Below are 26,728 nucleotides of genomic sequence, written 5' to 3'. Positions count from 1 at the left end.
CGCGATTGCGCAATTGGTGCGATTGCAATCTCCTCAGCCCTGCGGACTGTCGCGCCCTTCCACCATGATCTCGAGCGTCTCCTTGATCTCTTCCATCACCACGTAGCTCTTCGACTGCGCCGCGCCGGGCAGCTGCAGCAGGATGTCGCCGAGCAGCCGCCGGTATTCCGCGATCTCCCGGATGCGCGCCTTGATCAGGTAATCGAAGTCCCCGGACACCAGATGGCATTCCAGCACCTCCGGAATGCGCAGCACCTCGCGCCGGAACTTGTCGAACATGTTCCCGGCCTTGTTGCCGAGCGAGATCTCCACGAATACGAGCAGCCCGCTGCCGAGCAGCGTCGGATTGAGCCGCGCGTAATACCCCATGATCACGCCGTCGCGCTCCAGCCGCTTCACGCGCTCGATGCACGGCGTGATGGTCAGTCCCACGGCCTCGGCCAGGTCCTTCATCGACATCCGCCCGTCGCTCTGCAGGAGCGTGAGGATGCGCCGGTCGAGTTTATCGAGGCTACGTACGGGTTGACGGCTCGTTCTCATGAACTATTCCTGTTTCCTTGATAAATACGGTAACTCTGACTGGGTTGAACTCAATAATATAGAGATGTTTCCTAAATCCATCCATGAAAGCCTGACAGCCTGGTCGGGGAGAGAAAAAAATGCGAGTTCTGGTCCTTGGCAGTGGTGTGATTGGCGTCACGAGCGCCTGGTATCTGGCCCGCGCGGGTCACGAGGTAACCGTCATCGATCGCGAGGCCGCACCCGCGCTCGGCACGAGCTTTGCCAACGCCGGCCAGATCTCTCCGGGCTACGCCTCGCCCTGGGCCGCGCCCGGCATTCCGCTAAAGGCGATCAAGTGGATGTTCCAGGAACACGCGCCGCTCTCGATCAAGCCGGACGGCACGCTGTTCCAGCTGCAGTGGATGTGGCAGATGCTGCGGAACTGCACCGAGGACCGTTACGCGGTGAACAAGGAGCGCATGGTGCGTCTGGCCGAGTACAGCCGCGACTGCATCCGCACGCTGCGCGCCGAGACCGGTATCTCCTACGAAGGCCGCCAGCAAGGCACGCTGCAACTGTTCCGCACGGCCGAGCAATACGAAGGCGCGGCCAAGGACATCGCGGTGCTCGAGGAAGCCGGCGTGCCCTACGAACTGCTGACCCGCGAGCAACTCGCCGCCTGCGAGCCCGCGCTGGCCGCGGTGAGCGGCAAGCTGGCCGGCGGCCTGCGCCTGCCGAACGACGAAACCGGCGACTGCCAGCTCTTCACGCAGCGCCTGGCCGCGATGGCCGCGTCCATCGGCGTGACGTTCCAGTACAACCGCTCGATCGACGGTCTGCTGACCGAAGGCGATGCCATCACGGGCGCGATGATCGAAGGCAAGCCGATGCAGGCCGATGCCGTCGTCGTGGCGCTCGGCAGCTGGTCGACGCCGTTCGTGCGGCATGTGCTGCCGGGCCTGTCGAACCTGCCGGTCTATCCGCTCAAGGGTTTCTCGATCACGGTGCCGATGACCGACGCGTCGCGCAGCCCCGTCTCGACGGTGCTCGATGAAACCTACAAGGTGGCCATCACGCGTTTCGACGATCGTATCCGCGTGGGCGGCATGGCCCAGATCGTTGGCTACGACCGCACGCTCGACCCGGCCAAGCGCCGCACGCTCGAGCATGTGGTGACCGATCTGTTCCCGGGCGCCGGCGATGTGAGCCGCGCGACGTTCTGGACCGGCCTGCGTCCGATGACGCCCGATGGCACGCCCGTCGTCGGGCCGGCCGGTATTCGCGGCCTGTGGCTCAATACGGGCCACGGCACGCTGGGCTGGACCATGGCATGCGGCTCGGGCAAGCTGCTCTCGGATCTGGTGTCCGGCACGCGCCCCGCGATTCGCGCCGACGATCTGTCGGTGGATCGGTATCGCAAGGTGCCGCGCTCGCAGGGCAATCTGCGTCCGGTACCGGCCTGATTGCCTGCCCGATCGCACCCGCCGAATGACAAAGGGCCCCTTGCGGGGCCCTTTGTCTTTGGGGCGCGCGCCTCAGAACTGGTCTTCGGTCAGCGCGTTGACCGAAGCCGCGCCCTCGACGATCGCATCGCGCAACGCCGTCGCCTGCGGCAGCAGATGCTGCGCATAGAACTGCGCGGTGGCAATCTTGGCATCGTAGAACGACGGATCGTCGCCCCGGCGCGCTTCGGCGGCCAGCAACGCACGCGCCATCTGCCAGCCCGAGAACACGATGCCGCACAGCCGCAGATACGGCACGCTGCCCGCGAACACCGCATTGGGATCGGCCTTCGCGTTCTCCACCACGAACGCCACCACATCGGCCAGCGCCTCGCGGCCACGCGCGAGTTGCCTGCGCACGGCCGGATGCCCGCTTAGCGCGGCCTCCGTCTCGGCGATGCGCGACAGGATGTCACGCGCCACCGCGCCGCCGTCGCGCAGCGTCTTGCGGCCCACGAGGTCGTTGGCCTGGATGGCCGTCGTGCCTTCGTAGATCGGCAGGATGCGCGCGTCGCGATAGTGCTGCGCCGCGCCCGTCTCCTCGATAAAGCCCATGCCGCCATGCACCTGCACGCCGAGGCTCGTCACGTCGATCGACATCTCCGTGCTCCACCCCTTGATGACCGGCACGAGGAATTCATAGAACGCCTGGTTGCGCGCGCGTTCGTCGGCATCGGGATGATTGTGCGCGGCATCGCTTGCGGCGGCGCCCACATAGGCCACCGCGCGCGCGCCTTCGGTCAGCGCGCGCATCGTCATCAGCATGCGCTTGATATCGGGATGATGGACGATGGTCACGGCCTGGCGCGCCGAGCCATCGACAGGCCGGCTCTGCACGCGTTCGCGCGCATAGGCCGCGGCCTGCTGGTACGCGCGCTCGGACACCGCAATGCCCTGCATGCCCACCGAGAAGCGCGCGGCATTCATCATGATGAACATGTACTCGAGGCCGCGATTCTCCTCGCCGACCAGCGTGCCGATCGCGCCGCCATGATCGCCGAACTGCAACACCGCAGTCGGGCTCGCCTTGATGCCGAGCTTGTGCTCGATCGACACGCAATGCACGTCGTTGCGCGCGCCGAGGCTGCCGTCAGCGTTGACGAGGAACTTCGGGACGATAAACAGCGAGATGCCCTTGACGCCCTCGGGCGCGTCGGGCGTGCGGGCGAGCACCAGATGCACGATGTTCTTCGCCATGTCGTGCTCGCCGTACGTGATGAAGATCTTGGTGCCGAACAGCTTGAACGTGCCGTCGCCCTGCGGCTCCGCGCGCGTGCGTACCGCGGCGAGGTCGGAGCCGGCCTGCGGCTCCGTGAGGTTCATCGTGCCGGTCCACTCGCCCGAGATCAGCTTCGGCAGGAACGTCGATCGCTGCGCCTCGGTGCCGGCGGTCAGCAGGGCCTCGATCGCGCCATCGGTCAGCAGCGGGCACAGCGCGAACGACAGGTTCGCGGTGTTGAGCATTTCGTTGCACGGCGTCGCCACGAGCTTCGGCAAACCCTGTCCGCCGAATTCGGCCGGATGCAGCACGCCCTGCCAGCCGCCCTCGCCGAACTGGCGGAACGCATCGCGAAAGCCGGGCGTGGTCCGGACCTCGCCGTCCTTCCAGCTGCTCGGATCGGTGTCGCCGATGCGGTTCAGCGGCGCCACCACCTGTTCGTTGAAGCGCGCGGCTTCCTCGAGCACGGCCTGCACGGTATCGGGCGTGGCCTCCTCGAAGCCCGGCAGCTGGCTCACGGCCTCGAGCCCCGCCAGCTCGTTCATCACGAACAGCATGTCCTTGAGCGGTGCGCGGTAGGTCATCGATGTCTCCTCGTCCTCGGTATGAACGTATAAAAAAGCCGCTCGCGGGACGCGCCCGGAACGGCTATTTTTTTCTTCTTGTGCCGGTGGATCAGCCCAGCGCGGACACCAGCTCCGGCACCACGGTGTTCAGGTCGCCCACGAGGCCGTAGTCGGCCACCGAGAAGATCGGGGCTTCGGCGTCCTTGTTGATCGCGACGATCACCTTGGAGTCCTTCATGCCGGCCAGATGCTGGATCGCACCCGAGATACCCACCGCGATATACAGCTGCGGCGCGACGATCTTGCCGGTCTGGCCGACCTGATAGTCGTTCGGCACGAAGCCCGCGTCCACGGCCGCGCGCGAGGCGCCCAGCGCCGCGTTCAGCTTGTCCGCCAGCGGCGTCAGCACCTTGGTGTAGTTCTCGCCCGACCCCACGCCACGGCCACCGGACACGATGATCTTGGCGGCGGTCAGTTCAGGACGATCGCTCTTGGTGACTTCGCGCGACACGAATTGGGAGATGCCCGCGTCGGCCACGGCCTGCAGCGTATCCACGCTGGCCGAGCCGCCTTCCGTCGCGGCCGGGTCGAACGCCGTGCCGCGCACGGTGATCACCTTGATCTTGTCGGCCGACTTCACGGTGGCAATCGCGTTGCCAGCGTAGATCGGACGCTCGAACGTGTCGGGCGAATCCACCCTCGTGATATCCGACAGCTGCGCGACGTCGAGCTTGGCGGCCACGCGCGGCAGGATGTTCTTGCCGTACGCGGTTGCCGGCGCCAGGATGTGCGAATAGTCGCTGGCGATCGCGAGCACCTGCTCGGCCACGTTCTCGGCCAGGCCGTCGGCGAAGTACGGCGCGTCGGCCAGCAGGACCTTGCTCACGCCCGCGATCTTCGCGGCGGCGTCGGCGGCGGCCTTGGCATTGGCGCCGGCGACGATCACGTGAACGTCGCCGCCGCACTGGGCGGCAGCCGTCACGACGTTGAGCGTGGCGGCCTTGATCGATTGATTGTCGTGTTCAGCAATGACGAGTGCAGTCATGTTTTCTCTCTCCGCGCTCAGATAACCTTGGCTTCGTTCTTCAGCTTTTGCACCAGCGTCGCGACGTCCGGCACCATCACGCCCGCGCTGCGCTTGGGCGGCTCCACGACCTTCACGGTCGAGAGGCGCGGCTTGACGTCCACGCCGAGGTCTTCCGGCTTGACGGTTTCGAGCGGCTTCTTCTTCGCCTTCATGATGTTGGGCAGCGTCACGTAGCGCGGCTCGTTCAGGCGCAGGTCGGTGGTCACCACGGCCGGCAGCTTCACCGAAATGGTTTCGAGACCGCCATCCACTTCACGCGTCACGGAAGCCTTGCCGTCCGCGACCACGACCTTCGAGGCGAACGTCGCCTGCGGCAGGCCGGCCAGCGCGGCCGCCATCTGGCCAGTCTGGTTGGAGTCGTCGTCGATGGCCTGCTTGCCCAGGATCACGAGCTGCGGCTGTTCCTTGTCGATCAGCGCCTTGAGCAGCTTGGCCACGGCCAGCGGCTGCAGGTCTTCGGCGGATTCGACCAGAATGCCGCGGTCGGCGCCGATGGCCATCGCGGTACGCAGCGTTTCCTGGCACTGCGTCACGCCGCACGACACGGCGATCACTTCGGTCACCACGCCGGCTTCCTTCAGACGGACCGCCTCTTCCACAGCGATCTCGTCGAACGGGTTCATGCTCATCTTCACGTTGGCCAGGTCAACGCCCGAGCCATCCGACTTCACGCGGACCTTCACGTTGTAGTCCACCACCCGCTTGACTGCGACGAGTACTTTCATGCGCTCACTCCACTGATTGCTGGATAGTCAAAGATTTGAAATCGCCCGCCATTATACCCACCGGCTTCAGGCCGATCCGGTTTTCCGAACGATCGTACTATTTTTCCGGCTAAGATTGCCGGGCATCGCCCGGCAGATCCAGATTCGCCGACCATTGTGCCGCAGGTTCCGGCCCGTGGACAGCGTTTCGACGAAAACCTCGGTTGCCTTCAGGGAAAACCCGAGGGCCCGAGGCATGCCGCTCGCCGGTGACGGATCACCAGGCCGCGATGACCGATTCCTTGAACGTCGTCGTGATGTACTGCTTCACTTCCGGCGAGTGGTAGGCCTTGACCAGCCTGGCGACCCACGGCTTGTCCTTGTCCGCGGTGCGCACGGCCAGCAGGTTCGCGTACGGGCCCTTCGGACCTTCCGTGGCGATCGCGTCGCGCGTCGGCGAGAGGCCGGCCGATTCGGCGTAGTTGCCGTTGATCGCGGCGGCGTCGAGGTCATCCAGCGAACGCGGCAGCTGCGCGGCGTCCAGTTCGACGATCTTGATCTTGCGCGGGTTCTCGACGATATCGAGCGGCGTGGCCTTCAGGCCCGCGTCCGGACGCAGCTTGATCAGGCCCTTGGCCTGGAGCAGCAGCAGGCCGCGGCCGCCGTTGGTCGGGTCGTTGGGCACGCCGACGCGCGCGCCGTTCTTGAGCTGGTCGAGCGACTTGATCTTCTTGGAGTACACGCCCATCGGGAACGTCACCGTGAAGCCCACGTTGCTGAACTTGTAGCCGCGGTCCTTGATCTGCGCCTCGAGGTACGGCAGATGCTGGTAGCTGTTGGCATCGAGGTCGCCGGCCTGCAGCGCGGCGTTCGGCTGGATGTAGTCGCTGAACTCGACCACCTGGATATTGAGGCCGTCCTTGGCGGCGACCTTCTTCACCTGCTCCATGATCTGCGCGTGCGGACCGCCTGTCACGCCGACCTTGATCGGCTTTTCCTGCGCGTTCGCGCCCGTGGACAGCACCAGCGATGCCGCGCCCAGCGCGACGACGGTCTTCAGCATGTTGCGACGTTGCATGTCGATTTCTCTCTAGCTTGATGATGTGATGCGTTGATCAGCGATGACTGATGCGGCGAACCAGCCAGTCACCGAAACTCTGCACGGCCTGCACGAAAACGATCAGGATGATCACCACCGCGACCATCACCTCGGTGATATAGCGCTGGTAACCGTAGCGGATGCCGAGGTCGCCCAGACCGCCACCGCCGATCGCGCCGGCCATCGCCGAATAGCCGACGAGGCTCACGAACGTGATGGTCAGTCCCGCGACGATGCCGGGCATCGCCTCGGGCAGCAGCACCTTCCAGACGATCTGGCGCGTGGTCGCGCCCATGGCCTGCGCGGCCTCGACGAGGCCCTTGTCCACTTCGCGCAGCGCCGCTTCCACGAGGCGCGCGATAAACGGCACCGCAGCGATGGTCAGCGGCACGACCGCGGCCGTGGTCCCGATGGAGGAGCCCACGATAAAGCGCGTGAACGGAATGACGACCACCAGCAGGATGATGAACGGAATGGAGCGCACCGCGTTGACCACCACGCCGATGGTGCGGTTGAACAGCGGGTGCGACAGCACGCCGCCGCGGTTGGTCAGGTGCAGCAGCACGCCGAGCGGAACGCCGAACAACGCGCCGACCACGCCCGAGATGCCCACCATCAGCAGGGTCTCGCCGAACGATCCCAGAAACAGGTCCAGCAATTCTTCAGACCACATGATCGATCTCCTCCACCACCACGCCCTGCGTGCGCAGGTATTCCATGGCCGCCCGCACATCCTCGGGTTCGCCGGTCGCCATGATCGCGAGCGAGCCGAAGGCCTGGCCCTGGATCTCGTCGATATGGCCGTGCAGGATATTGAAGTCGAGCCCATGCTGGCGAATCGCCTGCGCGAGCACGGGCTGATCGACGTTCTCGCCCGTGAAGGCCAGGCGATAGACGTGGTCGCGCCCATTGCCGAGCCGCGACTCCACGCGCTTGAGCACGCTCTGGGGCAGCTCCTGCGCGATCACGTCGCCGATCATCGCGCGCGTGACCTCGTGCTGCGGCCGCAGGAACACGTCGATCACGCGGCCCGTCTCGACCACGCTGCCGGCCTCGAGCACGGCCACGCGATCGCAGACCTGCTTGATGACCTCCATCTGGTGCGTGATCATCACAATGGTCAGACCCAGCTCGCGATTGATCTTGCGCAGCAGTTCGAGAATCGAGCGCGTGGTTTCGGGGTCGAGCGCGGACGTGGCCTCGTCGGAGAGCAGCACCTTGGGCTTGCTGGCCAGCGCGCGCGCGATACCCACGCGCTGCTTCTGCCCGCCGCTGATCTGCGCGGGATACCGGTCGCGCAGCGCGGACAGGCCGACGAGCTCGAGCAGCGGCAGCACCGTCTCGGCGATCTCGCGCTTCGACTTGCCCGCCAGCTCCAGCGGCAGCGCCACGTTGTCGTAGACGGTGCGCGACGACAGCAGGTTGAAGTGCTGGAAGATCATGCCGATCTCGCGCCGGGCTTCGCGCAATGCGGCCGTGTCCAGCGCGGTCAGGTCCTGGCCGCCGACGATCACGCGGCCCGCGGTCGGGCGGTTCAGCAGATTGATGGCACGCACGAGCGTGCTCTTGCCCGCGCCGCTGCGGCCGATGATGCCGAAGATCTCGCCCGCGGCAATGCCGAGGCTGACATCCCGTAGCGCATGGACTTCACCGGACCCGCCGGGGAAGCGCTGCGAGAGTCCTTGCAGTTCGATCATGAGAAATGAAAACGGCAACAGGCGAGACGGGCTCGAGCGCTGTTGCCGCACTTGGATTTGGCGAAGCCCGCATTTTATGCGAACGCCTTCATACCTCAAACGAGATTTTTTCGATGCCCTTATGCATAGATGGCATATAAAACACCATAAAGTGCTTTATATGCATCTTTAGGTTTCCAGCAGGACCTTCAGGTGGGCCAGCACGCTGCGGCCCAGCGCGCTGAGGTTGTAGCCGCCCTCCAGACAGCTGACGATCCGGCCGCGCGCATGGGTCCGCGCCACGGCGATCAGCTGCGCGGTGATCCATGCATAGTCCTGCTCCACGAGCCCCATCTGGCCGAGGTCGTCCTCGCGGTGCGCATCGAAGCCGGCGGAGATAAACAGCATCTCGGGCTTGAATTCGTCGAGCCGCGGCAGCCAGATCGTTTCCACCACCTCGCGCACGGCCATGCCGTTGCTATACGCGGGCAGCGGAATGTTCGACATGTTGGGCGCGACGTTGTCCGTGCCGCTGTACGGATAGAACGGATGCTGGAAGAAGCTGCACATCAGCACCTGCGGATCGTTGCGGAACGCGGCCTCGGTGCCGTTGCCGTGGTGGACGTCGAAGTCGATGACCGCGACGCGCTTCAGCCCATGGGCCGCCAGCGCATGGCGCGCGGCGATGGCCACGTTGTTGTAGAAGCAGAACCCCATCGCGCGGCCGGGCTCGGCGTGATGGCCCGGCGGGCGGACGCAGCAGAACGCGTTCTCGAGCTCGCCCGCGATCACCGCGTCGGTGGCCGCCACGGCCGCGCCGGCCGCATGGGTGGCGGCGGTCAGCGTATGGCGGTTCATCGCGGTATCGGGATCGATCTGGAAATACCCCTCGGCGGGGCTGATCGACGCCAGCCCGCTCACGTAGTCGGGCCGATGCACGCGCTCGATCTGCTCGCTGGTGGCCGCCGGCGCCTCGCGGTGGTCGAGCAGGCCGTCCACCGCGTGCGAGATCAGGTGGTCCTCGATCGCCTGCAGCCGCTCCGGGCATTCGGGATGGAAATGCCCCATCTCGTGCAACAGGAACGCCGGGTGAGTGTAATAGCCCGTTGGCATCGTGTTTGTGGGTTCAAGTTTGTCTCCGAACGTTACGTTAGCACAGGACGTCGGATGGGTCCGTTATACTCGTCCGCGACTGGCAAAGGACAACATGAACGAGAAACAGCGAACCCCGCGACGCCCGTCTCATCGACGTACCTCTCATCGACGGACGTTATTGGGCGCCGCGCTCGGTGCGGCCGCAATGGGCCTCTCCGGCCTCTCTCCTACCCTGCTGGCCGCCGGCAAGCGCCGCGTCAGCGTACGGGAAGAGGAGATCGATCCGGGCCGTTATCAGAATCATCCGCAGGCTCGGGCGTTTATCGACGATATGGTCGCGCGCAACGGCTTCGCGCGCGCGGACATCGAGGGCTGGTTTGCCCAGACCGCGTACTCCGCCACCGTGGCGCGGCTGATCATGCCGCCGACCACGCCCGGCAAGAAGAGCTGGCGCGCGTACCGTTCCCGCTTTATCGAACCCATCCGCATCAATGCCGGCGTCCGGTTCTGGCAGCAGAACCGCGAGACGCTGCGCCGCGCGGAAGCCGAGTTCGGCGTGCCCGCCTCCGTCATCGTCGGCATTATCGGCGTCGAGACGATCTACGGCCGCGACATGGGCTCGTTCCGCGTGATGGACTCGCTCTCGACGCTCGCGTTCGACTATCCCGACACGCCGAATCGCGACGCGCGCACGAAGCTGTTCCGCGACCAGCTGGCCGACTACTTGCTGTGGTGCCGCGACACGCGCACCGATGTGTTCTCGGTGACGGGCTCGTACGCGGGGGCCATCGGCATTCCGCAGTTCATGCCGACCAGCCTGCGCGAATACGCGATCGACTACGACAACGACGGGCATATCGACCTGCGCAACAGCCCGGTCGATGCGATCGGCAGCGTCGGGCGCTTCCTGCAGCTGCATGGATGGGAACAGGGCCGGCCCGTGGTCTGGCGCATCGCCGGCGACGACGGCAGCCGCGGCGTGGCGATTGCCGCCGCCGACGGCGAGCCGTGGCCCACGCGCACGCTGAATCAGCTCACGCGCGCGGGACTGCGGGTGGACGAGCCGATCGATACGGCGCGCGAAGGCGAGACCGGCGTGCTCGTGGTGGACCTGCCCACGCCGGACCAGCCCACCGAGTACATGATCGGCCTGCGCAATTTCTATGTGCTGACGCGGTACAACCGCAGCTTCTTCTATGCGCTGGCCGTCTACCAGCTGGGCGAAGCCGTCAAGGCCGCGATGGCCTGATCGGGCCGCCGATCAGGCCGGGAACACGCCCGTGGAAAGGTAACGGTCGCCGCGGTCGCACACGACGAACACGATCGTCGCGTTTTCCACTTCCTCGGCGACCCGCAGCGCCACGCATAGCGCGCCCGCGGCCGAGATGCCGCAGAAGATGCCTTCCTCGCGCGCCATGCGGCGGGCCATGTGCTCGGCATCGGCCTGGCTCACGGGTTCCGTGCGATCGACGAAAGTCGCGTCGTAGATCTTGGGCAGGTACGCTTCCGGCCACTTGCGAATGCCCGGAATGCGCGAGCCTTCGGCCGGCTGCGCGCCGACGATCTGGATCGCCGGATTCTTTTCCTTCAGGTAACGCGACACACCGGTGATGGTGCCGGTGGTGCCCATCGCCGACACGAAATGCGTGATGCGGCCTTCGGTATCGTTCCAGATCTCGGGGCCGGTCGTCTCGTAATGCGCGAGCGGATTGTCGGGGTTCGCGAACTGGTCGAGGATCACGCCCTTGCCATCGCGCTCCATCGAGTCGGCGAGGTCGCGCGCGTATTCCATACCGCCCTTGACGGGGGTGAGGATGATTTCCGCGCCGTATGCGGCCATGCTCTGGCGGCGCTCGAGGCTCAGGTCCTCGGGCATGATCAGCACCATGCGGTAGCCGCGGATCGCTGCCGCCATGGCGAGCGCGATGCCCGTATTGCCCGACGTCGCCTCGATCAGCGTGTCGCCGGGCTTGATGCGGCCGCGCTCCTCGGCGCGGCGAATCATCGAGACCGCGGGACGATCCTTGACCGAGCCTGCGGGATTGTTCCCCTCCAGCTTGCCAAGGATCACATTGCCGCGCGCTTCGAGCGCGGCACCAGGAATGCGTTGCAGCCGGACCAGCGGCGTGTTGCCGATGGTGTCCTCAATCGTCTTGTAGGCCATGTGATGCGCTATTTGGGGGTTCGGCGGCCATTGTAATGCACCACAAACACCCCCGCAGCCAGCACGGATATGTGGCCCACAGCGCGACCTACAGCACGACCTACAGCGCGGCGTCCTTCGCCGACTTGCCTTCGCCCAGCACGTGATACAGCAGGATGGCCCCGAACGTGGCCGTGCCGATGCCGCCGAGCGTCAGCCCGCCGAGCCGCAGCGTGAGGTCGCCGGCCGCCACGGTGAGCGTGGCGCCCACGGTGATCAGGTTGCGCGAGCTCGAGAAGTCCACGTTGTTCTGCACCCAGATGCGGCCCGCGGTGGCCGAGATCAGGCCGAACACGACGATCGTGAGCCCGCCGATGACCGCACCCGGAATCGTCAGGATCAGCGCGCCGAACTTCGGCGAGAAGCCGAGCAGGATCGCGACGATCGCGGCGACGATAAAGATCAGCGTCGAGTAGATGCGCGTCACCGCCATCACGCCCATGTTCTCGGCGTAGGTGGTCACGCCGGTACCGCCGCCGCTTGCGGACAGCATCGTCGCCACGCCGTCGCCGATGAACGCGCGGCCGATGTACGGGTCCAGATTGCGGCCCGTCATCACGCCGATGGCCTTGATATGGCCGAGGTTCTCGGCCACGAGCACGACCGCGACGGGCGCGATCAGCAGCATCGCGCCCGCATCGAACACGGGCGCCGTAAACGCCGGCATGCCGAACCACGCGGCCGATGCCACGCCCGAGAAGTCGATCGGCTTGCCCATGCCCATCAGGTTCGTCGCCACGAAGTAAGCGAGGTAGCCGGCCAGGCCGCCGAGCAGCACAGGCAGCCGGCCCGCCATGCCGGGCGCGCGCACCGCGACCAGGCCCACGGCCAGCACGGTCAGCAGGCCGATCCATGTGTCGAGCGGCGCGGCGCTGACGGCCTTGACCGCCACCGGCGCCAGATTCAGGCCGATGGCCGCGACGATCGCGCCCGTCACCACCGGCGGCATCAGGCGCTCGACCCAGCCATAGCCCACGGCCTGCACGATCAGGCCGATGACCGTATATAACGCCCCGGCCGCGATGATGCCGCCGAGCGCGAGCGGGATATTCGCGTTGGGACCGCTGCCGCCGTAGCCCGTGGCCGCGATGACCACCGCGATGAATGCGAAGCTCGAGCCCAGGTAGCTGGGCACGCGGCCGCGCACGCAGAGGAAGAAGATCAGGGTGCCGATGCCCGAGAACAGGATGGCGATATTGGGCGCGAAGCCCATCAGGATCGGCGCGATCGCCGTGGAACCGAACATCGCCACCACGTGCTGGATACCGGCCAGGATGGTCTGCCCCGCGGGCAGGCGCTCATCGGGCGCGATCACGCCTTCTGTCTTGAGCCGCCATGTCGGCAGGAACCCGCCGTCGTCTGCACGCTCGCCATTGCTCATGTTTTTCTCCCTGTCTTCGCTGGCTATGGTTATGGCGCTGTCGGGCGCGGAGGATCGCCCCGGCCGTCAGCGCCCGCATGATACCGCGCGTCCGGACATCGGCACATCAGCGCTTGCCGGCGGCCGAGGTCCCGCCCCTCCCTTCGCTCCTCCCGTCGCTCCTCCCTTCGCTCCTTGCCGCACCCTTCCCCGGTGGCGCCGCGCCGGTCTTGCCGAAGGTCAGCCCCGCAGCCTGCAGGTTCGCCGCGGACTTCGGCCCCACACCGGCCACGCGGTCCACGAGGTCGTCGGCATCGCGAAAGGCCCCGCCCTGCGCGCGCGCCTCGACGATGCGCCGCGCCATGGCCGGGCCAATGCCGCGCACATCGGTCAGCGCGGCCTCGGTGGCCGTATTCACGTCCACGCCCGCGAATGCCGGCACGGCGGGCCCAGCGCACGACAGCACCATGGCCGCCGCCAGCCGGCACAACTGCCGCGTTGCCAGCTGTTTTGCCAGCTGTTTTGCCAGCGTCAGCCTCTTGCTCATATCGAACATCGGAACGTTCTCCTTGCATTGGATTGAACGAGGGCGCACGACAGCATAGGTCCATGCCGCGCGATCGGACGCGTCCGACACAAACTGCCACGCAGGCGATGTGGATAGGTGTCTGCCCGAGACTGGTGCGCGCTGCACTGCGCGCGCGTCGCATGCGTGCAGAACATGGTGCAAAACGCGGGCGACCGCGTGGCACGCTTGTTGCGACCCCTGCCATTCAAGTGACTTGAATGCCTTGAATGTCCCTGTACTTCAGCGCAAGTCGCTTGAGTCCATTCTCGATCAAGGGGAGCAGCGTGCGAAAGATTCAATACGGAGTTGCGGCGGCGATGCTGGGTACGTCGGTGGCACTGGCCATCGCGTCGATGCCGGTGTCGGCCAAGGAAGTCGTCAAGATCGCGTTCGTCGGGCCGCTCACGGGCGGCGTGTCGTCGATCGGCCTGGGAGGCCGCAACTCGGCGGACCTCGCGGTGAAGCTGCGCAATGCCGATCCACAGACCAAATACACCTACGAACTCGTGACGCAGGACGACGAGTGCAAGCCCAACGTCGGCGTGCAGGTGGCCACCAAGATCAGCGCGGACCGCGGCATCGTGGCCGGCGTCACGCATTTCTGCTCCGCGGTGGCGATGGGCACGGTGGGCGTCTACAACCGCTTCGGCCTGCCTGTGGTGGTCTGGGGCGCGGTGCTGCCGGACATCACGTACGGCAACAACTTCAAGGAGATCCATCGTGTCAACGGCACGATGATCAACCAGAGCGAAGTGGCCGCCAAGTTCATGACGGGCCTCGGCTACAAGAAGTGGGCGATCATTCATGACACCACCGATTACGGCAAGGGCCACAACAAGTACTTCAGCGAATTCCTGAAGCGCGACGGCGGCACCGTCGTCGGCACGTTCGGCGTGACCGCCGACCAGCAGGACTTCACGAGCGAGCTGACCAAGATCCGCGAACTCAAGCCCGACGTCGTCTACTTCGGCGGCCTGACGCCGCTCGGCGTGCGCATCCGCACGCAGATGGAGAAGCTCGGCATCAAGGCGCAGTTCGAAGGCACCTCCGGCATCAAGTCCGATGCGTATATCGAAGGCACGGGCAAGCAGCTGTCCGAAGGCTCGCTCGCATTCATCGAAGGCGCTCCGTGGGAGAAGCTGCCCGGCGGCCTGTTCTTCACGGGCAAGTACCAGCAGCAGAAGTACGGCGAGCCGCCCGAGGCCTATGGCGTGTTCGCGTTCGCCGCGACGAACCTGATCATCGATGCCATCGAGAAGGTCGGCCCGGACCGCAAGAAGGTGCGTGACGTGCTCAACGGCACGCGCGACGCGGACACGGTCATCGGCAAGGTCACGTTCGACGACCATCGCCAGAACGTGGTGCCGCTGGTCACCAAGTATGTCGTCGAGGACGGCAAGTGGGTGATCTGGGAAGACAGCAGCTACGGCAAGGGCAAGAAGAAGCTCGCCGGCCTGTAAATCGATCCACCGGGCGGCCTTGCGCCGCCCCACCCTACCGGAATTCCGATGAGCCTGATTGCCCAATACGTGTTCAACGGCCTGATGCTCGGCATGATCTACGCGATGGTCGCCGTTGGCTTCACGCTGTTCTTCGGCGTGCTCGACGTCATCAAGTTTTCGCACGGCGACACGCTGATGGTCGGCGCGTTCGCGGGCCTGGCCGCATCGGCCGGCATGGTGATGCTGCATATCGATGCGCCATGGCTGCAGCTGCTGGCCGTGGTCGTCTGCGCGGTCTGCGTGACCGGTCTGCTCGGCGCCGTGATCGCGCGCTTCCTGATCCTGCCGCTGCGCAAGGCGCCGCCGCTCAATACGTTGCTGGCCACGCTGATGCTGGGCACGGTGCTGCGCGAATGCGTGCGGCTGTTCTATCCCGACGGCTCGAACCCCAAGCCGTTTCCGCCGCTGCTGCCCACCGCGTCGATCGACCTCGGCGGCTTTGCACTGCGCGCGGACAACGTGATCCTGCTGGGCACGGGCATCGCCATCATCGCGGGCGTGCATCTGCTCATCACGCGCACGCGCTTCGGCATGGCCATTCGCGCGGTGGCGCAGGATGGCGAGACCGCGACGCTCATGGGCATCAACTTCGAGGCCGTGGTGCTGCTGACCTTCGCGCTGGGCTCGTCGATGGCCGCGCTGGCCGGCGTCATGAACGGGCTCTATTACAACGAGATCAACTTCAACGTCGGGCTGCTGCTCGGCGTCATCGGCTTCGCCGCGGCCATCCTCGGCGGCCTCGGCAATATCTACGGCGCCATCATCGGCGGCTTCCTGTTCGCGGCGCTGCAGGTCTTCGGCAGCGCGCTGCTGCCCGCGCTCGTCCCCGACATCCCGAGCGCGTACAAGGACGTGTTCGCGTTTGCCGCGGTCATTCTGCTGATGGCGTGGAAGCCCACCGGGCTGATCGCCGAAAAATCCAGTGAACGGGTCTGACATCATGCGGACATCCCTGCGTTCCCCCAAGACCGTGCTCGCGCTGGCAAGCGTCGTGCTCACGGTGTACCTGTGGTCGTTCCTGCATGCCGAATCGCAGCTCGCGGTCGGCGTGCTGCTGGCAGTGGCCGTGGTGGCCACGCTGGCCGGCCGCCGCGTCGGCGCCATCGCCGCCATCGAGCAGGCCGGCGCCCGGCATCCGGGCCTGGCCGCGCTGTGGGCGCTCGGCGGCGCGCTTGCGCTGATCGCCGCGTTCTTCGATACGCACTTCGCGCTGCTGATGGTCTGCACGGTGCTGCTCTACACCACCGCGTGCCTGGGCCTCACGCTGCAGTTCGGCTTCTCCGGCGTGGCCAACTTCGCCGGCGCCGCGTTCTTCGGTATCGGCAGCTACGCCACCGCCGTGCTCGCCACGCATACGGGCCTGCCGCAGCTGCTGATCATCGTGATCTCGGGCCTGCTCGCGGCGCTCGTGGGCTCGCTGCTGATCACGCCCGTGCTGCGCACGCGCGGCCATTACGCGGCACTGGTCACCATCGCGTTCGGCATCCTGTTCCGCACGTTCATCGAGGTCAACGACGTGCTCGGCGGTCCGCAGGGCATGCAGGTGCCTGGCATGACGACGTTCGGCTATGCGTGGAACGACGGCTTCACGCTGTTCGGCGTGGAAGCCTCGTTCTACGTGAGCTACGCGCTGCTGAGCCTCGGCATCTGCGCGGGCGTGTTCGCGCTCGTGAAGTCGCTCGAGCGGTCGTGGGTCGGCCTGGCCATGGATGTCGTGCGCACGGACGAGACCGCGGCCGCGACGTTCGGCCTGCATATCGCGCGCTGGAAGGTCGTGGCCTTCATGCTCGGCAACTTCTTCGCCGGCGTGGCGGGCAGCGTGTACGGCATGGTCACGGGCTTCGTCGCGCCGAACAACTTCACGTTCGCGGATTCGCTGCTGATGCTGTCGATCGTGATTCTCGGCGGGCTCGGCAATGCGGTGGGCCTCATCCCCGCCGCAATCATCGTGCTCGTCCTGCCCGAAAAGCTGCAGTTCATCCAGGAGTACCGCTTCCTGTTCTACGCGGCGCTCGTGATCGTCATCCTGCTGTTCCGCCCCGACGGGCTGCTGCCGCGGCGCACGCGGCTGTTCTTCGGCGCGCGCGCGCCGCGAGGAGAATCGCAATGACCCAGACCCTGGCGGAAGTCCGCGACCTCACCATGCGCTTCGGCGGCCTGACCGCGCTCGATGGCCTGAACATGTCCATCCGCACGGGCGAGGTGCTCGGCCTGCTCGGCCCCAACGGCTCCGGCAAGACCACGTTCTTCAATGTCCTGACCGGGCTCTACAAGGCCACCAGCGGCACCATTGCCTATGACGGCAGCAATATCATCGGCAGGACGCCGCAGGAGGTCTACCGCGCCGGGGTTGCGCGCACGTTCCAGCGTTCGCGCCTGTCGCTGCCGCTGACCGTGTTCGACAATATCGTCATCGGCGACTACCAGCGCATGGATCACGGGCTCGTGTTCAATCTGCTGCGCCGCAAGGCGTTCCGCGCGCAGTACGACATGTACGTGGAGAAGGTGCTCGGGCTGTTGCGCATCTTCAGCCCGCCGCTGGCCGAGCGGCTGTTCGAACCGGTGGAAACGTTCAGCATGATCGACCGCCGCCGCATCGAGGTCTGCCGCGCGCTGATCAGCCAGCCGCGCCTGCTGCTGCTCGACGAGCCGTCCGCCGGCATGACGCACGACGAGACGCATGCGCTCATGCGCGACATCCTCGATGTGCGCGCGAAGCTCGGCAACCTGACCGTCGTGCTGATCGAACACGAGATGAACGTGATCGAACGCATCACCGACCGCTGCGTGGTGCTCAACTACGGCCGCAAGATTGCCGAAGGGACCTACGCGGAAATCACGGCGGACCCGGCCGTGCAGACCGCCTACCTCGGGGAGGATGCCGCATGAACACGCTCAGCGTCCGTGGACTGACCACGGGATATGACAAGGTCAACGTGCTGCACGATGTGTCGATCGACGTGCCCGATGGGAAGATCACCTGCATCCTCGGCGCCAACGGCGCGGGCAAGAGCACGCTCATTCGCGCGATTCTCGGCCTGACGCCGCCGCGCGCGGGCCAGGTCATGTGGGACGGGCAGGATCTGGCCGGCCGCCGCACGCACGACATCATCGCGCGCGGCATCTCCTGCATTCCCGAAGGCCGCAAGGTGTTCCCGCGCATGACCGTGGCCGAGAATCTCGCGCTCGGGGCATTCCTGGAGAAGGATGCTCCGCGCGTGCGGGAACGGCTCGAGCAGGTGTACGAGATCTTTCCGCGGCTGCGCGAGCGCGCGAAGCAGCTCGCGGGTACCATGTCCGGCGGGGAGCAGGCGATGGTGTCGATCGGCCGCGGCCTGATGGCGCAGCCGCGGCTGCTGGTGATCGACGAGCCTTCGCTCGGCCTCTCGCCGCTGTACGTGAAGGAAAACTTCAAGGTGATCGAGCGCATCAACCAGCTCGGCATCACGGTGCTGCTCGTGGAGCAGAATGCGCGCCAGACGCTTGCGATCTCGCACTACGGTTACGTGCTGTCGCAGGGCCGCGTGGTCGCGCACGATACCTGCGACGCGCTCTCGCGCAACGATGAAGTGCGCGCCGCTTATTTTGGCTGAACCGGATTTGGCTGAACCGGCTTTGACGGAACGTAGACGAGGAACGCCATGGATGATCTGCTGACCCTGCCCGCCCGCATGCTTGCCATCCGCCTCGCGCGGCGCGAACTGCGCGCCGAGGACGTGGTGCGCGCGCACCTGGACCGCATCGCGGCGCGCGAACCCGATGTGCGTGCCTGGACCGCGATCGATGCCGACGGCGCGCTCGCGGCCGCGCGCCGGCTCGATGCGGGTCCCGTGACGGGCGCGCTGCACGGGCTGCCCGTCGGCGTGAAGGACCTGATGGACACGGCCGATCTGCCGACCGCCTATGGCTCGCCGATCTACGCCGGCCATCGGCCGCAATACGACGCGGCCATCGTGGCCGCCACGCGCGAGGCGGGCGCGGTGATCCTCGGCAAGACCGTGACCACCGAGTTCGCAACCTATCAGCCCGGGCCCACGCGCAATCCGCGTGCCCCCGCCGATGCCCCGCATACGCCCGGCGGCTCGTCGAGCGGATCCGCCGCGGCCGTTGCCGCCGGCATGGTGCCGCTGGCCTTCGGCACCCAGACCGCCGGGTCGATCATCCGCCCGGCCGCGTTCTGCGGCGTGGTCGGGTACAAACCCACGCACGGCACGCTGCCGCTCGCGGGCATCAAGCCGCTGGCGCCGAGCCTCGATACCGTCGGCGTGCTCGCGCGCGGCGTGGACGATGCCGCGTTCTTTATCGGCACGCTCGCGCGGCTGCCGCTGACGCCTCAGGCACCGCGGTCGCTCCGTGTGGGGCTGTTCCGCACGCCACACTGGGATCGCGTCGACGCCAGCGGCCGCGGCGCGTTCGAGACCGCCGCGCGCGCGTTCGAACGCACGGGCGCGACGGTCGCCGATCTGACGATTCCGGCCTTTACCGCCGACCTGACACAGGCGCAGATCGACATCATGGCGATCGAGGCGGCCGCCGCCTTTGCGCCCGAGGCGCGCGCGCACGCGGACGGCTTCAGCACGGGATTTGCGTCGCTGCTCGCCAGCGGCAACGCGCTCGAGGGCACGCGCCATGCCGCCGCTCGCGCGCATGCGGCCGAGGTGCGGCGCGCGCTGGCCGAAACGTTCGCGCAGGTCGATGTGATCGTCGCCCCGAGCGCGCCCGGTGAAGCGCCTGCCGGGCTCGAGGCCACCGGCGATCCGCTGTTCAATCGCATGTGGACCTTGCTCGGCGTGCCGTGCGTGCACGTGCCGACGGGCGTCGGCGCCACGGGCATGCCGGTCGGCGTCACGGTCATCGCGCCAGCCCATGGCGATGCCGCCGCGCTATCCGCCGCGTACGCGCTGGAGCGCGCGCTCGCGCACGACCTTTGATGCCATCCCCGACACGACCACGCCTCACCGTCACCCACGGAGTCCCGGCTTGAATTCCCCCCGCATTCCCGCTTCCTCCGCCAGCACCGGCGCCTCGTCCGATCTCGCCGCCGCGCGCGCGCAGGACCACGTCGATGACGCCCGCCTGCAGCGCGCCATCGCCGACCTCGCCGCCTTCGGGGCGCGCGACGACGGCGGCGTATCGCGCCAGACGCTGACGCCCATCGACCTCGCCGCGCGCCGCCACCTGATCGATCGTGCGCGCGCGCTCGGCTGCGAAGTCGGCATCGACGCGTGCGCAAACCTGTTCTTCCGCCGGCCCGGTCTCGACGACACGCTGCCGCCGGTCCTCACCGGCAGCCATGCCGATACCCAGCCCGTGGGCGGCAAGCTCGACGGCGCATATGGCGTGATCGCGGGACTCGAGGTGATTGCCGCGCTCAACGATGCGGGCATCCGCACGCCGCGTGCGATCGAGGTCGTGGCGTGGACCAACGAGGAAGGCAGCCGCTTCGGTCCGGGCTGCATGGGGTCGAGCGCGTTCGTCGATCCGGCCCGGCTCGACGGCTTCCGTGCGTCGGCCGATGGCGACGGCGTGCGCTTTGGCGACGCGCTCGATGCCGCGCTTGCCGAGGTGCCGGACGTACCGGTGCTGCCGATGGCGCGTCCGATGGCGTCCTGCGTCGAACTGCATATCGAACAGGGCCCCGTGCTCGAGCGCGCGAACGTGCCGCTCGGCGTCGTCACCGGCATCCAGAGCGTGCGCTGGTATCGCGTGACCTGCATGGGCCAGATGGCGCATGCGGGCACCACGCCGATGGACGAGCGCGCCGACGCCATGGCCCGCGCGGTCTCGCTCGCGCATCGGCTCTATGCCCATGCCGCGGCCGAGGCCGCCACGCAGTTGCGCCTGACGCTGGGCCGCTGGCTGGTGGCACCGAATTCCGTCAACACGATTCCCGGCAGCGTCACGTTCACGGTCGATGCGCGCTGCGTCGATGAAGCCGTGCTCGATCGCTTCGAGCAGGCATTGCACGCGGCCATCGCCGAGGTCCGCACACCGCGCCAGGACATCACGGTCGAAGGGTTCTTCCGGCAGGCGCCGACGCATTTCCCGGCCGCGATGCAGACGCTCGTCGAGGCCGCCTGCACGCGCGCGCTGGCGCAAGGGGGACATGGCGCGCCGGTGCGGCTGACGTCGGGGGCGTTCCACGACGCGATGTACCTCGCGGGGCATTGCCCCACGGCGATGATCTTCGTGCCGAGCCGCAATGGCATCAGCCACAACGCGGCGGAGTTCACCGACGCGCCGTCGCTGCTGCTCGGCGCGCAGGCACTTGCCTATACCGTGACGGCGCTTGCCTATGCCGACCGTTAAGCCCTCGCCGACATCCGCGGCCAAATCCGCGGCGAAATCCACGGCCGGATCCGCACCGGCACGCAAGCCCGCCGCAAGGAAACCGCGGGCGCCGACAGCGGGGCCCGCACCGAGCCCGACCGCGACGCTCGGCCTGCGACTCAAGCACGCGCGCCTCGTGGCCGGCCTCACGCTGCTGCAGGTCGCGCGCAAGGCCGACTGTTCGGAGAGCCTGCTCTCGAAACTCGAACGCGGACTGGCCACGCCATCGCTCGCGATGCTGCACCGGCTCGCGGTCGCGCTCGATACCAATATCGCCGCGCTCACGAGCGAGGAGGCCCCGCTCGACAGCCCGATCCGCCGCGCCGGCGAGCGGCACGTGATCCGCGCGGGCGGCATCGCGCTGGAGCGGCTCGTGCTGCCGCAGCGCGGCGGCCTGCTACAGGCGAATATCCATATCGTGTCGCCCGGCGAGGCGAGCGACGGGCAGATCGTGCATGCGGGGGAAGAAGTCGGCTACGTGCTGGAGGGCACGCTCGAGCTGATGCTCGGCGACGAGACGTACGTGATTCAGGCGGGGGACGCGTTCCACTTCCCGAGCCACGTCGCGCATGGGTATCGCAACGTGGGCACGGGTATCGCGCGCGTCCTGTGGGTCAATTCACCGGCAACGTTCTGAATCAGGCCGCGCGTTCGAGCAGCCACTTGCAGTAACGCGCCACGCCTTCCTGCACCGTGAGGAACGGCGCCTCGTAGCCGGCCGCGCGCAGGCGCGACACATCGGACTGCGTAAAGCACTGGTACTTGCCGCGCAGCGCGTCGGGGAACTTGATGTATTCCACCAGCCCTTCCTGCACCATGTCGTCGAGCGACAGGGGCGGCTTGTCGTCGGCTTCGCGCAGCGTGTTGACCACGGTCTGCGCAATATCGTTGAACGGCTGCGCGCGGCCCGTGCCGAGGTTGAAGATGCCCGACTTGCCCGGATGGTCCAGGAAGAACAGGTTGACCTTCACCACGTCCTCGACGGACACGAAGTCGCGGCTGTGCATGCCGGGGCCGTAGCCGCCGTACTCGCCGAACAGCTTGACCGTGCCTTCCGCGCGAAACTGGTTGAAGTTGTGGAACGCCACGGACGCCATGCGGCCCTTGTGCGCCTCGCGCGGACCGTAGACGTTGAAGTAGCGGAAACCCACCACCTGCGACATGCCCGTCGCGCGCGCCGACGCCAGCCGCCGGCGCACCACCTGATCGAACAGGAACTTCGAGTAACCGTACACGTTGAGCGGACGCTCGAACTCGCGCTCCTCGCGGAACGTGGTCGAGGCACCGTACGTGGCCGCCGACGACGCGTACAGGAACTGCGTGGCCTGCTCGAGGCAGCTCTCCATCAGCGCCAGCGTGTAGCGGTAGTTGTTCTCCATCATGTAGCGGCCGTCGGTCTCCATCGTGTCGGAGCACGCGCCCTCGTGGAACACCGCGCGGACCTTGCCGAAATCGCCGCGCGCGAAGCGCGCGAGGAATTCCTGCTTGTCCACGTAGTCCGCAATCTCGCAGTCCACGAGGTTGTTGAACTTCTCGGCGCGCGTGAGGTTGTCCACGGCGATGATGTCGGACTCGCCGCGGTCATTGAGACCCTTGACGAGGTTGCTGCCGATCAGGCCGGCGGCACCGGTGACGATGATGGTCATGATGAATGCTTGAGTGAACCGAACAGCCTTGTTTAACCGAACAGCCCTTTAACCGAACAGCTCGGGATAGGTGACAACGGCGGTGCCGAGCTTGCCGACGACGATACCGCCCGCGCGGTTGGCATGCTGCACGGCTTCCTTGAGCGGCACGCCCGCGCCGAGCATCGTGGCCAGCGTGGCGATCACGGTATCGCCCGCACCCGATACATCATAGACCTCGCGCGCCTGCGCCGACACGTGCAGCACTTCGGCCTCCGTGTACAGCGTCATGCCTTCTTCCGAGCGCGTAAGCAGCAGCGCTTCCAGCTGCAGCGCGCGCCGCAGGTTCTGCGCGCGAATGGTCAGGTCCGCTTCGGTCTTCCACGCGCCCACCACCGCGCGCATCTCGGCGCGGTTCGGGGTAATCAGCGTGGCGCCGCGATAGCGCGAGTAGTCGTCGCCCTTAGGGTCGATCAGCACGGTACGGCCCGCGGCCCGGCCCGCCTCGACCATACGGCCGACGTGCGTCAGGCCACCCTTGCCGTAGTCGGACAGCACGAGCACCTGATAGTCGCCGACGAGCGCCTGAAAGCGATCCTGTACCGAAGCGAGCACCTCGGTCGCCGGCGCATTCTCGAAATCGACGCGCAGCAGCTGCTGCTGATGCGCGACCACGCGCAGCTTGATCGTGGTGTTGAGCGTCGGGTCGCGATGCAGGTAAGGCTGCACGTGGCTTTCCGCGAGCAGCGTCTCGAGCGTATGGCCGGGCTCGTCGTCGCCGATCACGCCCAGCATGCCCACCTGTGCACCGAGCGCCGCCGCGTTGCGCGCCACGTTGGCCGCGCCGCCCAGGCGCTCCTCGCTGCGCTTGATCTGCACCACGGGCACCGGCGCTTCCGGCGAGATGCGGTCCACGCTGCCGAACCAGTAGCGGTCCAGCATCATGTCGCCGACCACCAGGACCTGTGCCTGCTGAATCTGTTCCTGCGGGATTTGGATTCTGCTCATGCGATGTCCGCGTATCAGCGCGTCAGGGTCGGACGCCCGATCGCGTGGTATTCGATGCCGGCCTGGACCATGGCATCGGGTTCATAGAGATTGCGGCCATCGAAGATGACCGGCTCCTTGAGCTGGCTCCGGATCTGCGCGAAGTCGGGGCTGCGGAATACCTTCCACTCGGTAACGATCACGAGCGCGTCGGCACCGTCGAGCGCATCCATCTGCTGCTGGCAGAAGTGTACGCGCGCCATGCCACCGGCGATGTCGGCCAGATCCGTTTCCAGCACGCGCCGCGCCTCTTCCATCGAGACGGGATCGTGCACGCGCAGCGACGCGCCGCGCGACACCAGCTCGCGCGCGAGCACGCGCGACGGCGCTTCCCGCATGTCGTCGGTGTTCGGCTTGAACGCCAGGCCCCACACCGCGAACGTGCGGCCGCTCAGGTCCTCGCCGAAGCGCGCCACGACCTTCGCGCCGAGCACCTGCTTCTGGCTGTCGTTGACGGCCTCCACGGCCTCCAGCACGCGCATCGGCTTGCCGTACGACGACGCCGTGCGCATCAGCGCCTGCACGTCCTTGGGGAAGCACGAACCGCCATAGCCGGCGCCCGCGTACAGGAAGCTGTAGCCGATGCGGGGATCGGAACCGATGCCGAGCCGCACGAGCTCGATATCGGCGCCGACCTCGTCGGCCAGGTTGGCCAGCTCGTTCATGAACGAGATACGCGTGGCCAGCATCGAGTTGGCCGCGTACTTGGTGAACTCGGCCGAGCGCACGTCCATGTAGAACGTCCGCTCGTGATTGCGGTTGAACGGCGAGTACAGCTGGCGCATGATCGCCTGCGCATGGCGGCCCGCGGCATTCGCGTCGCAGCCCAGCACGATGCGGTCCGGCCGCATGAAGTCTTCCACCGCCGCGCCTTCCTTGAGGAACTCGGGGTTCGACACGACCGAGAACTGCAGGTCCTCGAGGCCGCGCGCGGCCAGTTCCTCGCGAATGACCGCGGCAACGCGGTCGCCGGTACCCACGGGCACGGTCGACTTGTCCACCACGACCTTGAAGCCGGTCATATGGCGGCCGATATTGCGCGCGGCGGCCAGCACGTACTGGAGGTCGGCCGAGCCGTCCTCGTCGGGCGGCGTGCCCACGGCGATGAACTGCACGTCGGCATGCTCGACGCTCGCGGCCACGTCGGTGGAGAACGTCAGGCGTCCCGCCGCGCGGTTGCGTTCGATCAGTTCCTTGAGGCCCGGCTCGTAGATCGGCACGCCGCCCGCATTGAGCAGCGCGATCTTGCGTTCGTCGACGTCGAGGCAGAACACCGAGTTGCCGAGTTCGGCCAGACAGGCGCCAGTGACCAGGCCGACATAGCCGCTACCAATAATTGTGACTTTCATAGCAGAATTTCCAGAAGCAATGGGCTAGTGTGCGTATAACGCTCAGCCGAGGGCTTCGGTACGACGCGGTGCATAAGTTTCCCAACGGTTACAGCCCGGGCACTGCCAGTAGAACAGCCGCGCGCGGAACCCGCACTCGCGGCAGGTATAGCGCGCGAGGTTGCGCGTGCGCGCCTGCAGCAGGTCGCGAATCGCGGCGGTCTCCTGCGAGGTCTCCTGCGAGGTCTCCTGCGAGGTCTCCTGCGAGGTCTCCTGCGAGGTCTCCTGCGAGGCTTCCGGCGATTGTCCCTCCGGCGCGGTCGCGCTGGCCTGCTCGGCCTGCGCCTCGAAATACTTGGTCAGCGCCAGCAGCGTCGGCTGACGGCGCAACTGCTCGCGCATCAGCGTCGCGGCCGCGACCGGACCGTTCACTTCCAGTTCGGTGCGATACGCGGTGTCGAGCAGTTCCGCGGCAAGGTTGCCCTTGAGCAGCTCGCGCAGCCACGCCAGCGCCTGACCCTGCTCGCCGAGCGTCGCATAGGCCTTGACCACGCGGTCCGCCACCAGCGGCAGGAACGAAGCGTCCTGCTGCTCGATACCGAGCCAGTGCGACAGCGCGCCACGCGCATCGCCGGCCGCCATCGCCACGTCGCCGAGCAGGATCGGCGCGCGCACGTTGGCGGGATTCTCCTGCGTCGCCTTGCGCAGCCATTCGACGGCGTCTTCGGGACGCTTGCGCTGCAGCGCATCCTGCGCGAGTTCGCAGCAGAACTGCGCAATCTGCACGCGATAGTCCTTCTGCTCGAGCGTCTGCAGTTCGCGCGCGGCCTCGATGGCCTTCTGCCACTCCTTCTCGACCTCGTACAGTTCCAGCAGCACCCGCTTGGCGGACGCCGCATACGGTCCCGACATCAGCCGGCGCAGCGACTCCTCGGCGCGATCGAGCAACCCCGCGCGCAGGAAGTCCTGACCCAGTTCATAGAGTGCGTGCTCACGTTCGGGTTCCGGCAAATCGGGACGCGTCGCCAGGTTCTGATGTACGCGGATCGCGCGTTCGGTCTCGCCACGGCGGCGGAACAGCGCGCCGAGCGCGAAATGCAGCTCGGTGGTTTCCGGATCGAGACGTGCCACCTCGATAAAGGCGTCGATCGCCTTGTCCGGCTGCTCGTTGAGCAGGAAATTGAGGCCCTTGAAATAGGAGCGCGGCAGCGCGCCCTGCTCGCTCAGCAGCTGGCGCAGGTCGAAGCGCGCGGCCATCCATCCCAGGCCGAAGACGAGCGGCAGCGCGAGCAGCCACCAGGTTTCAAACATCATCG

Annotated in this window: 25 protein-coding genes; 10 read left to right on the top strand and 15 right to left on the bottom strand. The window is 66.8% G+C overall.

Features of this window, described 5'->3' with window-relative positions; all coding sequences use genetic code 11:
• Positions 1-33: 33 nt before the first annotated feature.
• Entirely contained in the window at positions 34-540 is a 507-nt protein-coding gene (locus tag AAHB16_RS08920; protein WP_150371000.1) for an Lrp/AsnC ligand binding domain-containing protein, read from the bottom strand.
• Between the two features lie 119 nt (positions 541-659).
• On the opposite strand from AAHB16_RS08920, the gene AAHB16_RS08915 reads away from it, so the two are divergent.
• Entirely contained in the window at positions 660-1,964 is a 1,305-nt protein-coding gene (locus AAHB16_RS08915; RefSeq protein WP_150370999.1) for a D-amino acid dehydrogenase, read from the top strand.
• Positions 1,965-2,036: 72 nt separating this feature from the next.
• Here the strand turns inward: AAHB16_RS08915 and AAHB16_RS08910 are convergent, their stop codons facing one another.
• The 7 genes from AAHB16_RS08910 to AAHB16_RS08880 all read right to left on the bottom strand — a co-directional run bounded on the left by AAHB16_RS08910 (position 2,037) and on the right by AAHB16_RS08880 (position 9,467).
• Positions 2,037-3,806: an acyl-CoA dehydrogenase gene (locus AAHB16_RS08910; protein ID WP_342050648.1), complete on the bottom strand. Its 1,770-nt coding sequence runs from the start codon at positions 3,804-3,806 to the stop codon at positions 2,037-2,039.
• Positions 3,807-3,897: 91 nt separating this feature from the next.
• Positions 3,898-4,833 carry an electron transfer flavoprotein subunit alpha/FixB family protein gene (locus AAHB16_RS08905; protein WP_342050647.1) on the bottom strand — a complete coding sequence of 312 codons (936 nt, stop codon included), beginning with the start codon at positions 4,831-4,833 and terminating at the stop codon, positions 3,898-3,900.
• Positions 4,834-4,850: 17 nt separating this feature from the next.
• Positions 4,851-5,600 carry an electron transfer flavoprotein subunit beta/FixA family protein gene (locus AAHB16_RS08900; protein WP_342050646.1) on the bottom strand — a complete coding sequence of 250 codons (750 nt, stop codon included), beginning with the start codon at positions 5,598-5,600 and terminating at the stop codon, positions 4,851-4,853.
• Between the two features lie 256 nt (positions 5,601-5,856).
• Complete coding sequence (locus AAHB16_RS08895; protein WP_342050645.1) at positions 5,857-6,657, bottom strand: MetQ/NlpA family ABC transporter substrate-binding protein; 801 nt, start codon at positions 6,655-6,657, stop codon at positions 5,857-5,859.
• Between the two features lie 37 nt (positions 6,658-6,694).
• Positions 6,695-7,351: a methionine ABC transporter permease gene (locus AAHB16_RS08890; RefSeq protein ID WP_109580407.1), complete on the bottom strand. Its 657-nt coding sequence runs from the start codon at positions 7,349-7,351 to the stop codon at positions 6,695-6,697.
• Complete coding sequence (locus AAHB16_RS08885) at positions 7,341-8,375, bottom strand: methionine ABC transporter ATP-binding protein (RefSeq protein ID WP_150370994.1); 1,035 nt, start codon at positions 8,373-8,375, stop codon at positions 7,341-7,343. The genes AAHB16_RS08890 and AAHB16_RS08885 overlap by 11 nt, the downstream gene beginning before the upstream one ends.
• Positions 8,376-8,543: 168 nt before the next feature.
• Positions 8,544-9,467: a histone deacetylase family protein gene (locus AAHB16_RS08880; protein ID WP_150370993.1), complete on the bottom strand. Its 924-nt coding sequence runs from the start codon at positions 9,465-9,467 to the stop codon at positions 8,544-8,546.
• Positions 9,468-9,561: 94 nt separating this feature from the next.
• Here AAHB16_RS08880 and mltB point away from each other — a divergent pair, with 94 nt between their 5' ends.
• On the top strand, positions 9,562-10,698 hold the full coding sequence (mltB, locus tag AAHB16_RS08875) for a lytic murein transglycosylase B (protein ID WP_342050644.1): 1,137 nt from the start codon (positions 9,562-9,564) through the stop codon (positions 10,696-10,698).
• 12 nt (positions 10,699-10,710) lie between these two features.
• On the opposite strand, the gene cysM is transcribed toward mltB, so the two are convergent.
• The 3 genes from cysM to AAHB16_RS08860 form a co-directional block, all read right to left on the bottom strand.
• The gene (gene cysM, locus AAHB16_RS08870; RefSeq protein ID WP_150370991.1) at positions 10,711-11,613 is read right to left on the bottom strand and encodes a cysteine synthase CysM; all 903 of its coding nucleotides are present in this window, start codon (positions 11,611-11,613) and stop codon (positions 10,711-10,713) included.
• Between the two features lie 100 nt (positions 11,614-11,713).
• A complete protein-coding gene (locus AAHB16_RS08865; RefSeq protein ID WP_150370990.1) occupies positions 11,714-13,033 on the bottom strand; it encodes a solute carrier family 23 protein in 1,320 nt (439 codons plus the stop codon).
• A 106-nt stretch (positions 13,034-13,139) separates the two neighbouring features.
• Entirely contained in the window at positions 13,140-13,559 is a 420-nt protein-coding gene (locus tag AAHB16_RS08860) for a ComEA family DNA-binding protein (protein WP_342050643.1), read from the bottom strand.
• A gap of 338 nt (positions 13,560-13,897) precedes the next feature.
• On the opposite strand from AAHB16_RS08860, the gene AAHB16_RS08855 reads away from it, so the two are divergent.
• From AAHB16_RS08855 to AAHB16_RS08820, 8 genes are read left to right on the top strand one after another with little or no spacing between them, the layout of a single operon-like run.
• Positions 13,898-15,040: a branched-chain amino acid ABC transporter substrate-binding protein gene (locus AAHB16_RS08855; RefSeq protein ID WP_191002223.1), complete on the top strand. Its 1,143-nt coding sequence runs from the start codon at positions 13,898-13,900 to the stop codon at positions 15,038-15,040.
• Positions 15,041-15,088: 48 nt separating this feature from the next.
• Positions 15,089-16,018 (top strand): branched-chain amino acid ABC transporter permease, encoded by a 930-nt coding sequence (locus AAHB16_RS08850; protein ID WP_150370988.1) that lies wholly within the window; start codon positions 15,089-15,091, stop codon positions 16,016-16,018.
• 4 nt (positions 16,019-16,022) lie between these two features.
• Positions 16,023-17,192, top strand: coding sequence for a branched-chain amino acid ABC transporter permease (locus AAHB16_RS08845; protein ID WP_150370987.1), 1,170 nt, complete (start codon positions 16,023-16,025; stop codon positions 17,190-17,192).
• Complete coding sequence (locus tag AAHB16_RS08840; RefSeq protein WP_150370986.1) at positions 17,189-17,971, top strand: ABC transporter ATP-binding protein; 783 nt, start codon at positions 17,189-17,191, stop codon at positions 17,969-17,971. The genes AAHB16_RS08845 and AAHB16_RS08840 overlap by 4 nt, the downstream gene beginning before the upstream one ends.
• Positions 17,968-18,675 carry an ABC transporter ATP-binding protein gene (locus tag AAHB16_RS08835; RefSeq protein ID WP_150370985.1) on the top strand — a complete coding sequence of 236 codons (708 nt, stop codon included), beginning with the start codon at positions 17,968-17,970 and terminating at the stop codon, positions 18,673-18,675. The genes AAHB16_RS08840 and AAHB16_RS08835 overlap by 4 nt, the downstream gene beginning before the upstream one ends.
• Before the next feature lie 48 nt (positions 18,676-18,723).
• Complete coding sequence (locus AAHB16_RS08830; RefSeq protein ID WP_342050642.1) at positions 18,724-20,013, top strand: amidase; 1,290 nt, start codon at positions 18,724-18,726, stop codon at positions 20,011-20,013.
• Between the two features lie 49 nt (positions 20,014-20,062).
• Positions 20,063-21,391 carry a M20 family metallo-hydrolase gene (locus AAHB16_RS08825; RefSeq protein WP_342050641.1) on the top strand — a complete coding sequence of 443 codons (1,329 nt, stop codon included), beginning with the start codon at positions 20,063-20,065 and terminating at the stop codon, positions 21,389-21,391.
• Positions 21,378-22,049, top strand: a complete 672-nt coding sequence (locus AAHB16_RS08820; RefSeq protein ID WP_342050640.1) for a helix-turn-helix domain-containing protein — start codon at positions 21,378-21,380, stop codon at positions 22,047-22,049. Before AAHB16_RS08825 ends, AAHB16_RS08820 begins: the two co-directional genes overlap by 14 nt.
• A 1-nt stretch (position 22,050) precedes the next feature.
• Here AAHB16_RS08820 and rfaD read toward each other — a convergent pair whose 3' ends face one another.
• From rfaD to lapB, 4 genes are read right to left on the bottom strand one after another with little or no spacing between them, the layout of a single operon-like run.
• Positions 22,051-23,058 carry an ADP-glyceromanno-heptose 6-epimerase gene (gene rfaD / locus AAHB16_RS08815; RefSeq protein WP_150370982.1) on the bottom strand — a complete coding sequence of 336 codons (1,008 nt, stop codon included), beginning with the start codon at positions 23,056-23,058 and terminating at the stop codon, positions 22,051-22,053.
• Between the two features lie 48 nt (positions 23,059-23,106).
• The gene (gene rfaE1 / locus AAHB16_RS08810; RefSeq protein ID WP_150370981.1) at positions 23,107-24,045 is read right to left on the bottom strand and encodes a D-glycero-beta-D-manno-heptose-7-phosphate kinase; all 939 of its coding nucleotides are present in this window, start codon (positions 24,043-24,045) and stop codon (positions 23,107-23,109) included.
• A 14-nt stretch (positions 24,046-24,059) separates the two neighbouring features.
• The gene (locus tag AAHB16_RS08805; protein WP_150370980.1) at positions 24,060-25,433 is read right to left on the bottom strand and encodes a UDP-glucose dehydrogenase family protein; all 1,374 of its coding nucleotides are present in this window, start codon (positions 25,431-25,433) and stop codon (positions 24,060-24,062) included.
• A 42-nt stretch (positions 25,434-25,475) separates the two neighbouring features.
• The gene (gene lapB, locus AAHB16_RS08800; RefSeq protein WP_342050639.1) at positions 25,476-26,726 is read right to left on the bottom strand and encodes a lipopolysaccharide assembly protein LapB; all 1,251 of its coding nucleotides are present in this window, start codon (positions 26,724-26,726) and stop codon (positions 25,476-25,478) included.
• Between the last annotated feature and the right edge of the window lie 2 nt (positions 26,727-26,728).

The organism is Cupriavidus sp. OTU4054, assembly GCF_038440175.1.
Classification (GTDB): domain Bacteria; phylum Pseudomonadota; class Gammaproteobacteria; order Burkholderiales; family Burkholderiaceae; genus Cupriavidus; species Cupriavidus pauculus_D.
Note: the sequence above shows the minus strand (reverse complement) of the source record. Positions and strands in the feature narration are given on the sequence as shown.

What these genes read in the sequence shown, in the direction of transcription:
- AAHB16_RS08915 (WP_150370999.1), top strand. Translation starts at nt 660, where the DNA reads ATGCGAGTTCTGGTCCTTGGCAGTGGTGTGATTGGCGTCACGAGCGCC.
- AAHB16_RS08860 (WP_342050643.1), bottom strand. Translation starts at nt 13,559, where the DNA reads ATGAGCAAGAGGCTGACGCTGGCAAAACAGCTGGCAAAACAGCTGGCA.
- lapB (WP_342050639.1), bottom strand. Translation starts at nt 26,726, where the DNA reads ATGATGTTTGAAACCTGGTGGCTGCTCGCGCTGCCGCTCGTCTTCGGC.
- AAHB16_RS08840 (WP_150370986.1), top strand. Translation starts at nt 17,189, where the DNA reads ATGACCCAGACCCTGGCGGAAGTCCGCGACCTCACCATGCGCTTCGGC.
- AAHB16_RS08920 (WP_150371000.1), bottom strand. Translation starts at nt 540, where the DNA reads ATGAGAACGAGCCGTCAACCCGTACGTAGCCTCGATAAACTCGACCGG.
- AAHB16_RS08890 (WP_109580407.1), bottom strand. Translation starts at nt 7,351, where the DNA reads ATGTGGTCTGAAGAATTGCTGGACCTGTTTCTGGGATCGTTCGGCGAG.
- AAHB16_RS08805 (WP_150370980.1), bottom strand. Translation starts at nt 25,433, where the DNA reads ATGAAAGTCACAATTATTGGTAGCGGCTATGTCGGCCTGGTCACTGGC.
- AAHB16_RS08900 (WP_342050646.1), bottom strand. Translation starts at nt 5,600, where the DNA reads ATGAAAGTACTCGTCGCAGTCAAGCGGGTGGTGGACTACAACGTGAAG.
- AAHB16_RS08885 (WP_150370994.1), bottom strand. Translation starts at nt 8,375, where the DNA reads ATGATCGAACTGCAAGGACTCTCGCAGCGCTTCCCCGGCGGGTCCGGT.
- AAHB16_RS08895 (WP_342050645.1), bottom strand. Translation starts at nt 6,657, where the DNA reads ATGCAACGTCGCAACATGCTGAAGACCGTCGTCGCGCTGGGCGCGGCA.
- AAHB16_RS08910 (WP_342050648.1), bottom strand. Translation starts at nt 3,806, where the DNA reads ATGACCTACCGCGCACCGCTCAAGGACATGCTGTTCGTGATGAACGAG.
- AAHB16_RS08820 (WP_342050640.1), top strand. Translation starts at nt 21,378, where the DNA reads ATGCCGACCGTTAAGCCCTCGCCGACATCCGCGGCCAAATCCGCGGCG.
- rfaE1 (WP_150370981.1), bottom strand. Translation starts at nt 24,045, where the DNA reads ATGAGCAGAATCCAAATCCCGCAGGAACAGATTCAGCAGGCACAGGTC.
- AAHB16_RS08880 (WP_150370993.1), bottom strand. Translation starts at nt 9,467, where the DNA reads ATGCCAACGGGCTATTACACTCACCCGGCGTTCCTGTTGCACGAGATG.
- AAHB16_RS08855 (WP_191002223.1), top strand. Translation starts at nt 13,898, where the DNA reads ATGCTGGGTACGTCGGTGGCACTGGCCATCGCGTCGATGCCGGTGTCG.
- AAHB16_RS08845 (WP_150370987.1), top strand. Translation starts at nt 16,023, where the DNA reads ATGCGGACATCCCTGCGTTCCCCCAAGACCGTGCTCGCGCTGGCAAGC.
- AAHB16_RS08835 (WP_150370985.1), top strand. Translation starts at nt 17,968, where the DNA reads ATGAACACGCTCAGCGTCCGTGGACTGACCACGGGATATGACAAGGTC.
- AAHB16_RS08830 (WP_342050642.1), top strand. Translation starts at nt 18,724, where the DNA reads ATGGATGATCTGCTGACCCTGCCCGCCCGCATGCTTGCCATCCGCCTC.
- AAHB16_RS08865 (WP_150370990.1), bottom strand. Translation starts at nt 13,033, where the DNA reads ATGAGCAATGGCGAGCGTGCAGACGACGGCGGGTTCCTGCCGACATGG.
- mltB (WP_342050644.1), top strand. Translation starts at nt 9,562, where the DNA reads ATGAACGAGAAACAGCGAACCCCGCGACGCCCGTCTCATCGACGTACC.
- AAHB16_RS08850 (WP_150370988.1), top strand. Translation starts at nt 15,089, where the DNA reads ATGAGCCTGATTGCCCAATACGTGTTCAACGGCCTGATGCTCGGCATG.
- rfaD (WP_150370982.1), bottom strand. Translation starts at nt 23,058, where the DNA reads ATGACCATCATCGTCACCGGTGCCGCCGGCCTGATCGGCAGCAACCTC.
- cysM (WP_150370991.1), bottom strand. Translation starts at nt 11,613, where the DNA reads ATGGCCTACAAGACGATTGAGGACACCATCGGCAACACGCCGCTGGTC.
- AAHB16_RS08905 (WP_342050647.1), bottom strand. Translation starts at nt 4,833, where the DNA reads ATGACTGCACTCGTCATTGCTGAACACGACAATCAATCGATCAAGGCC.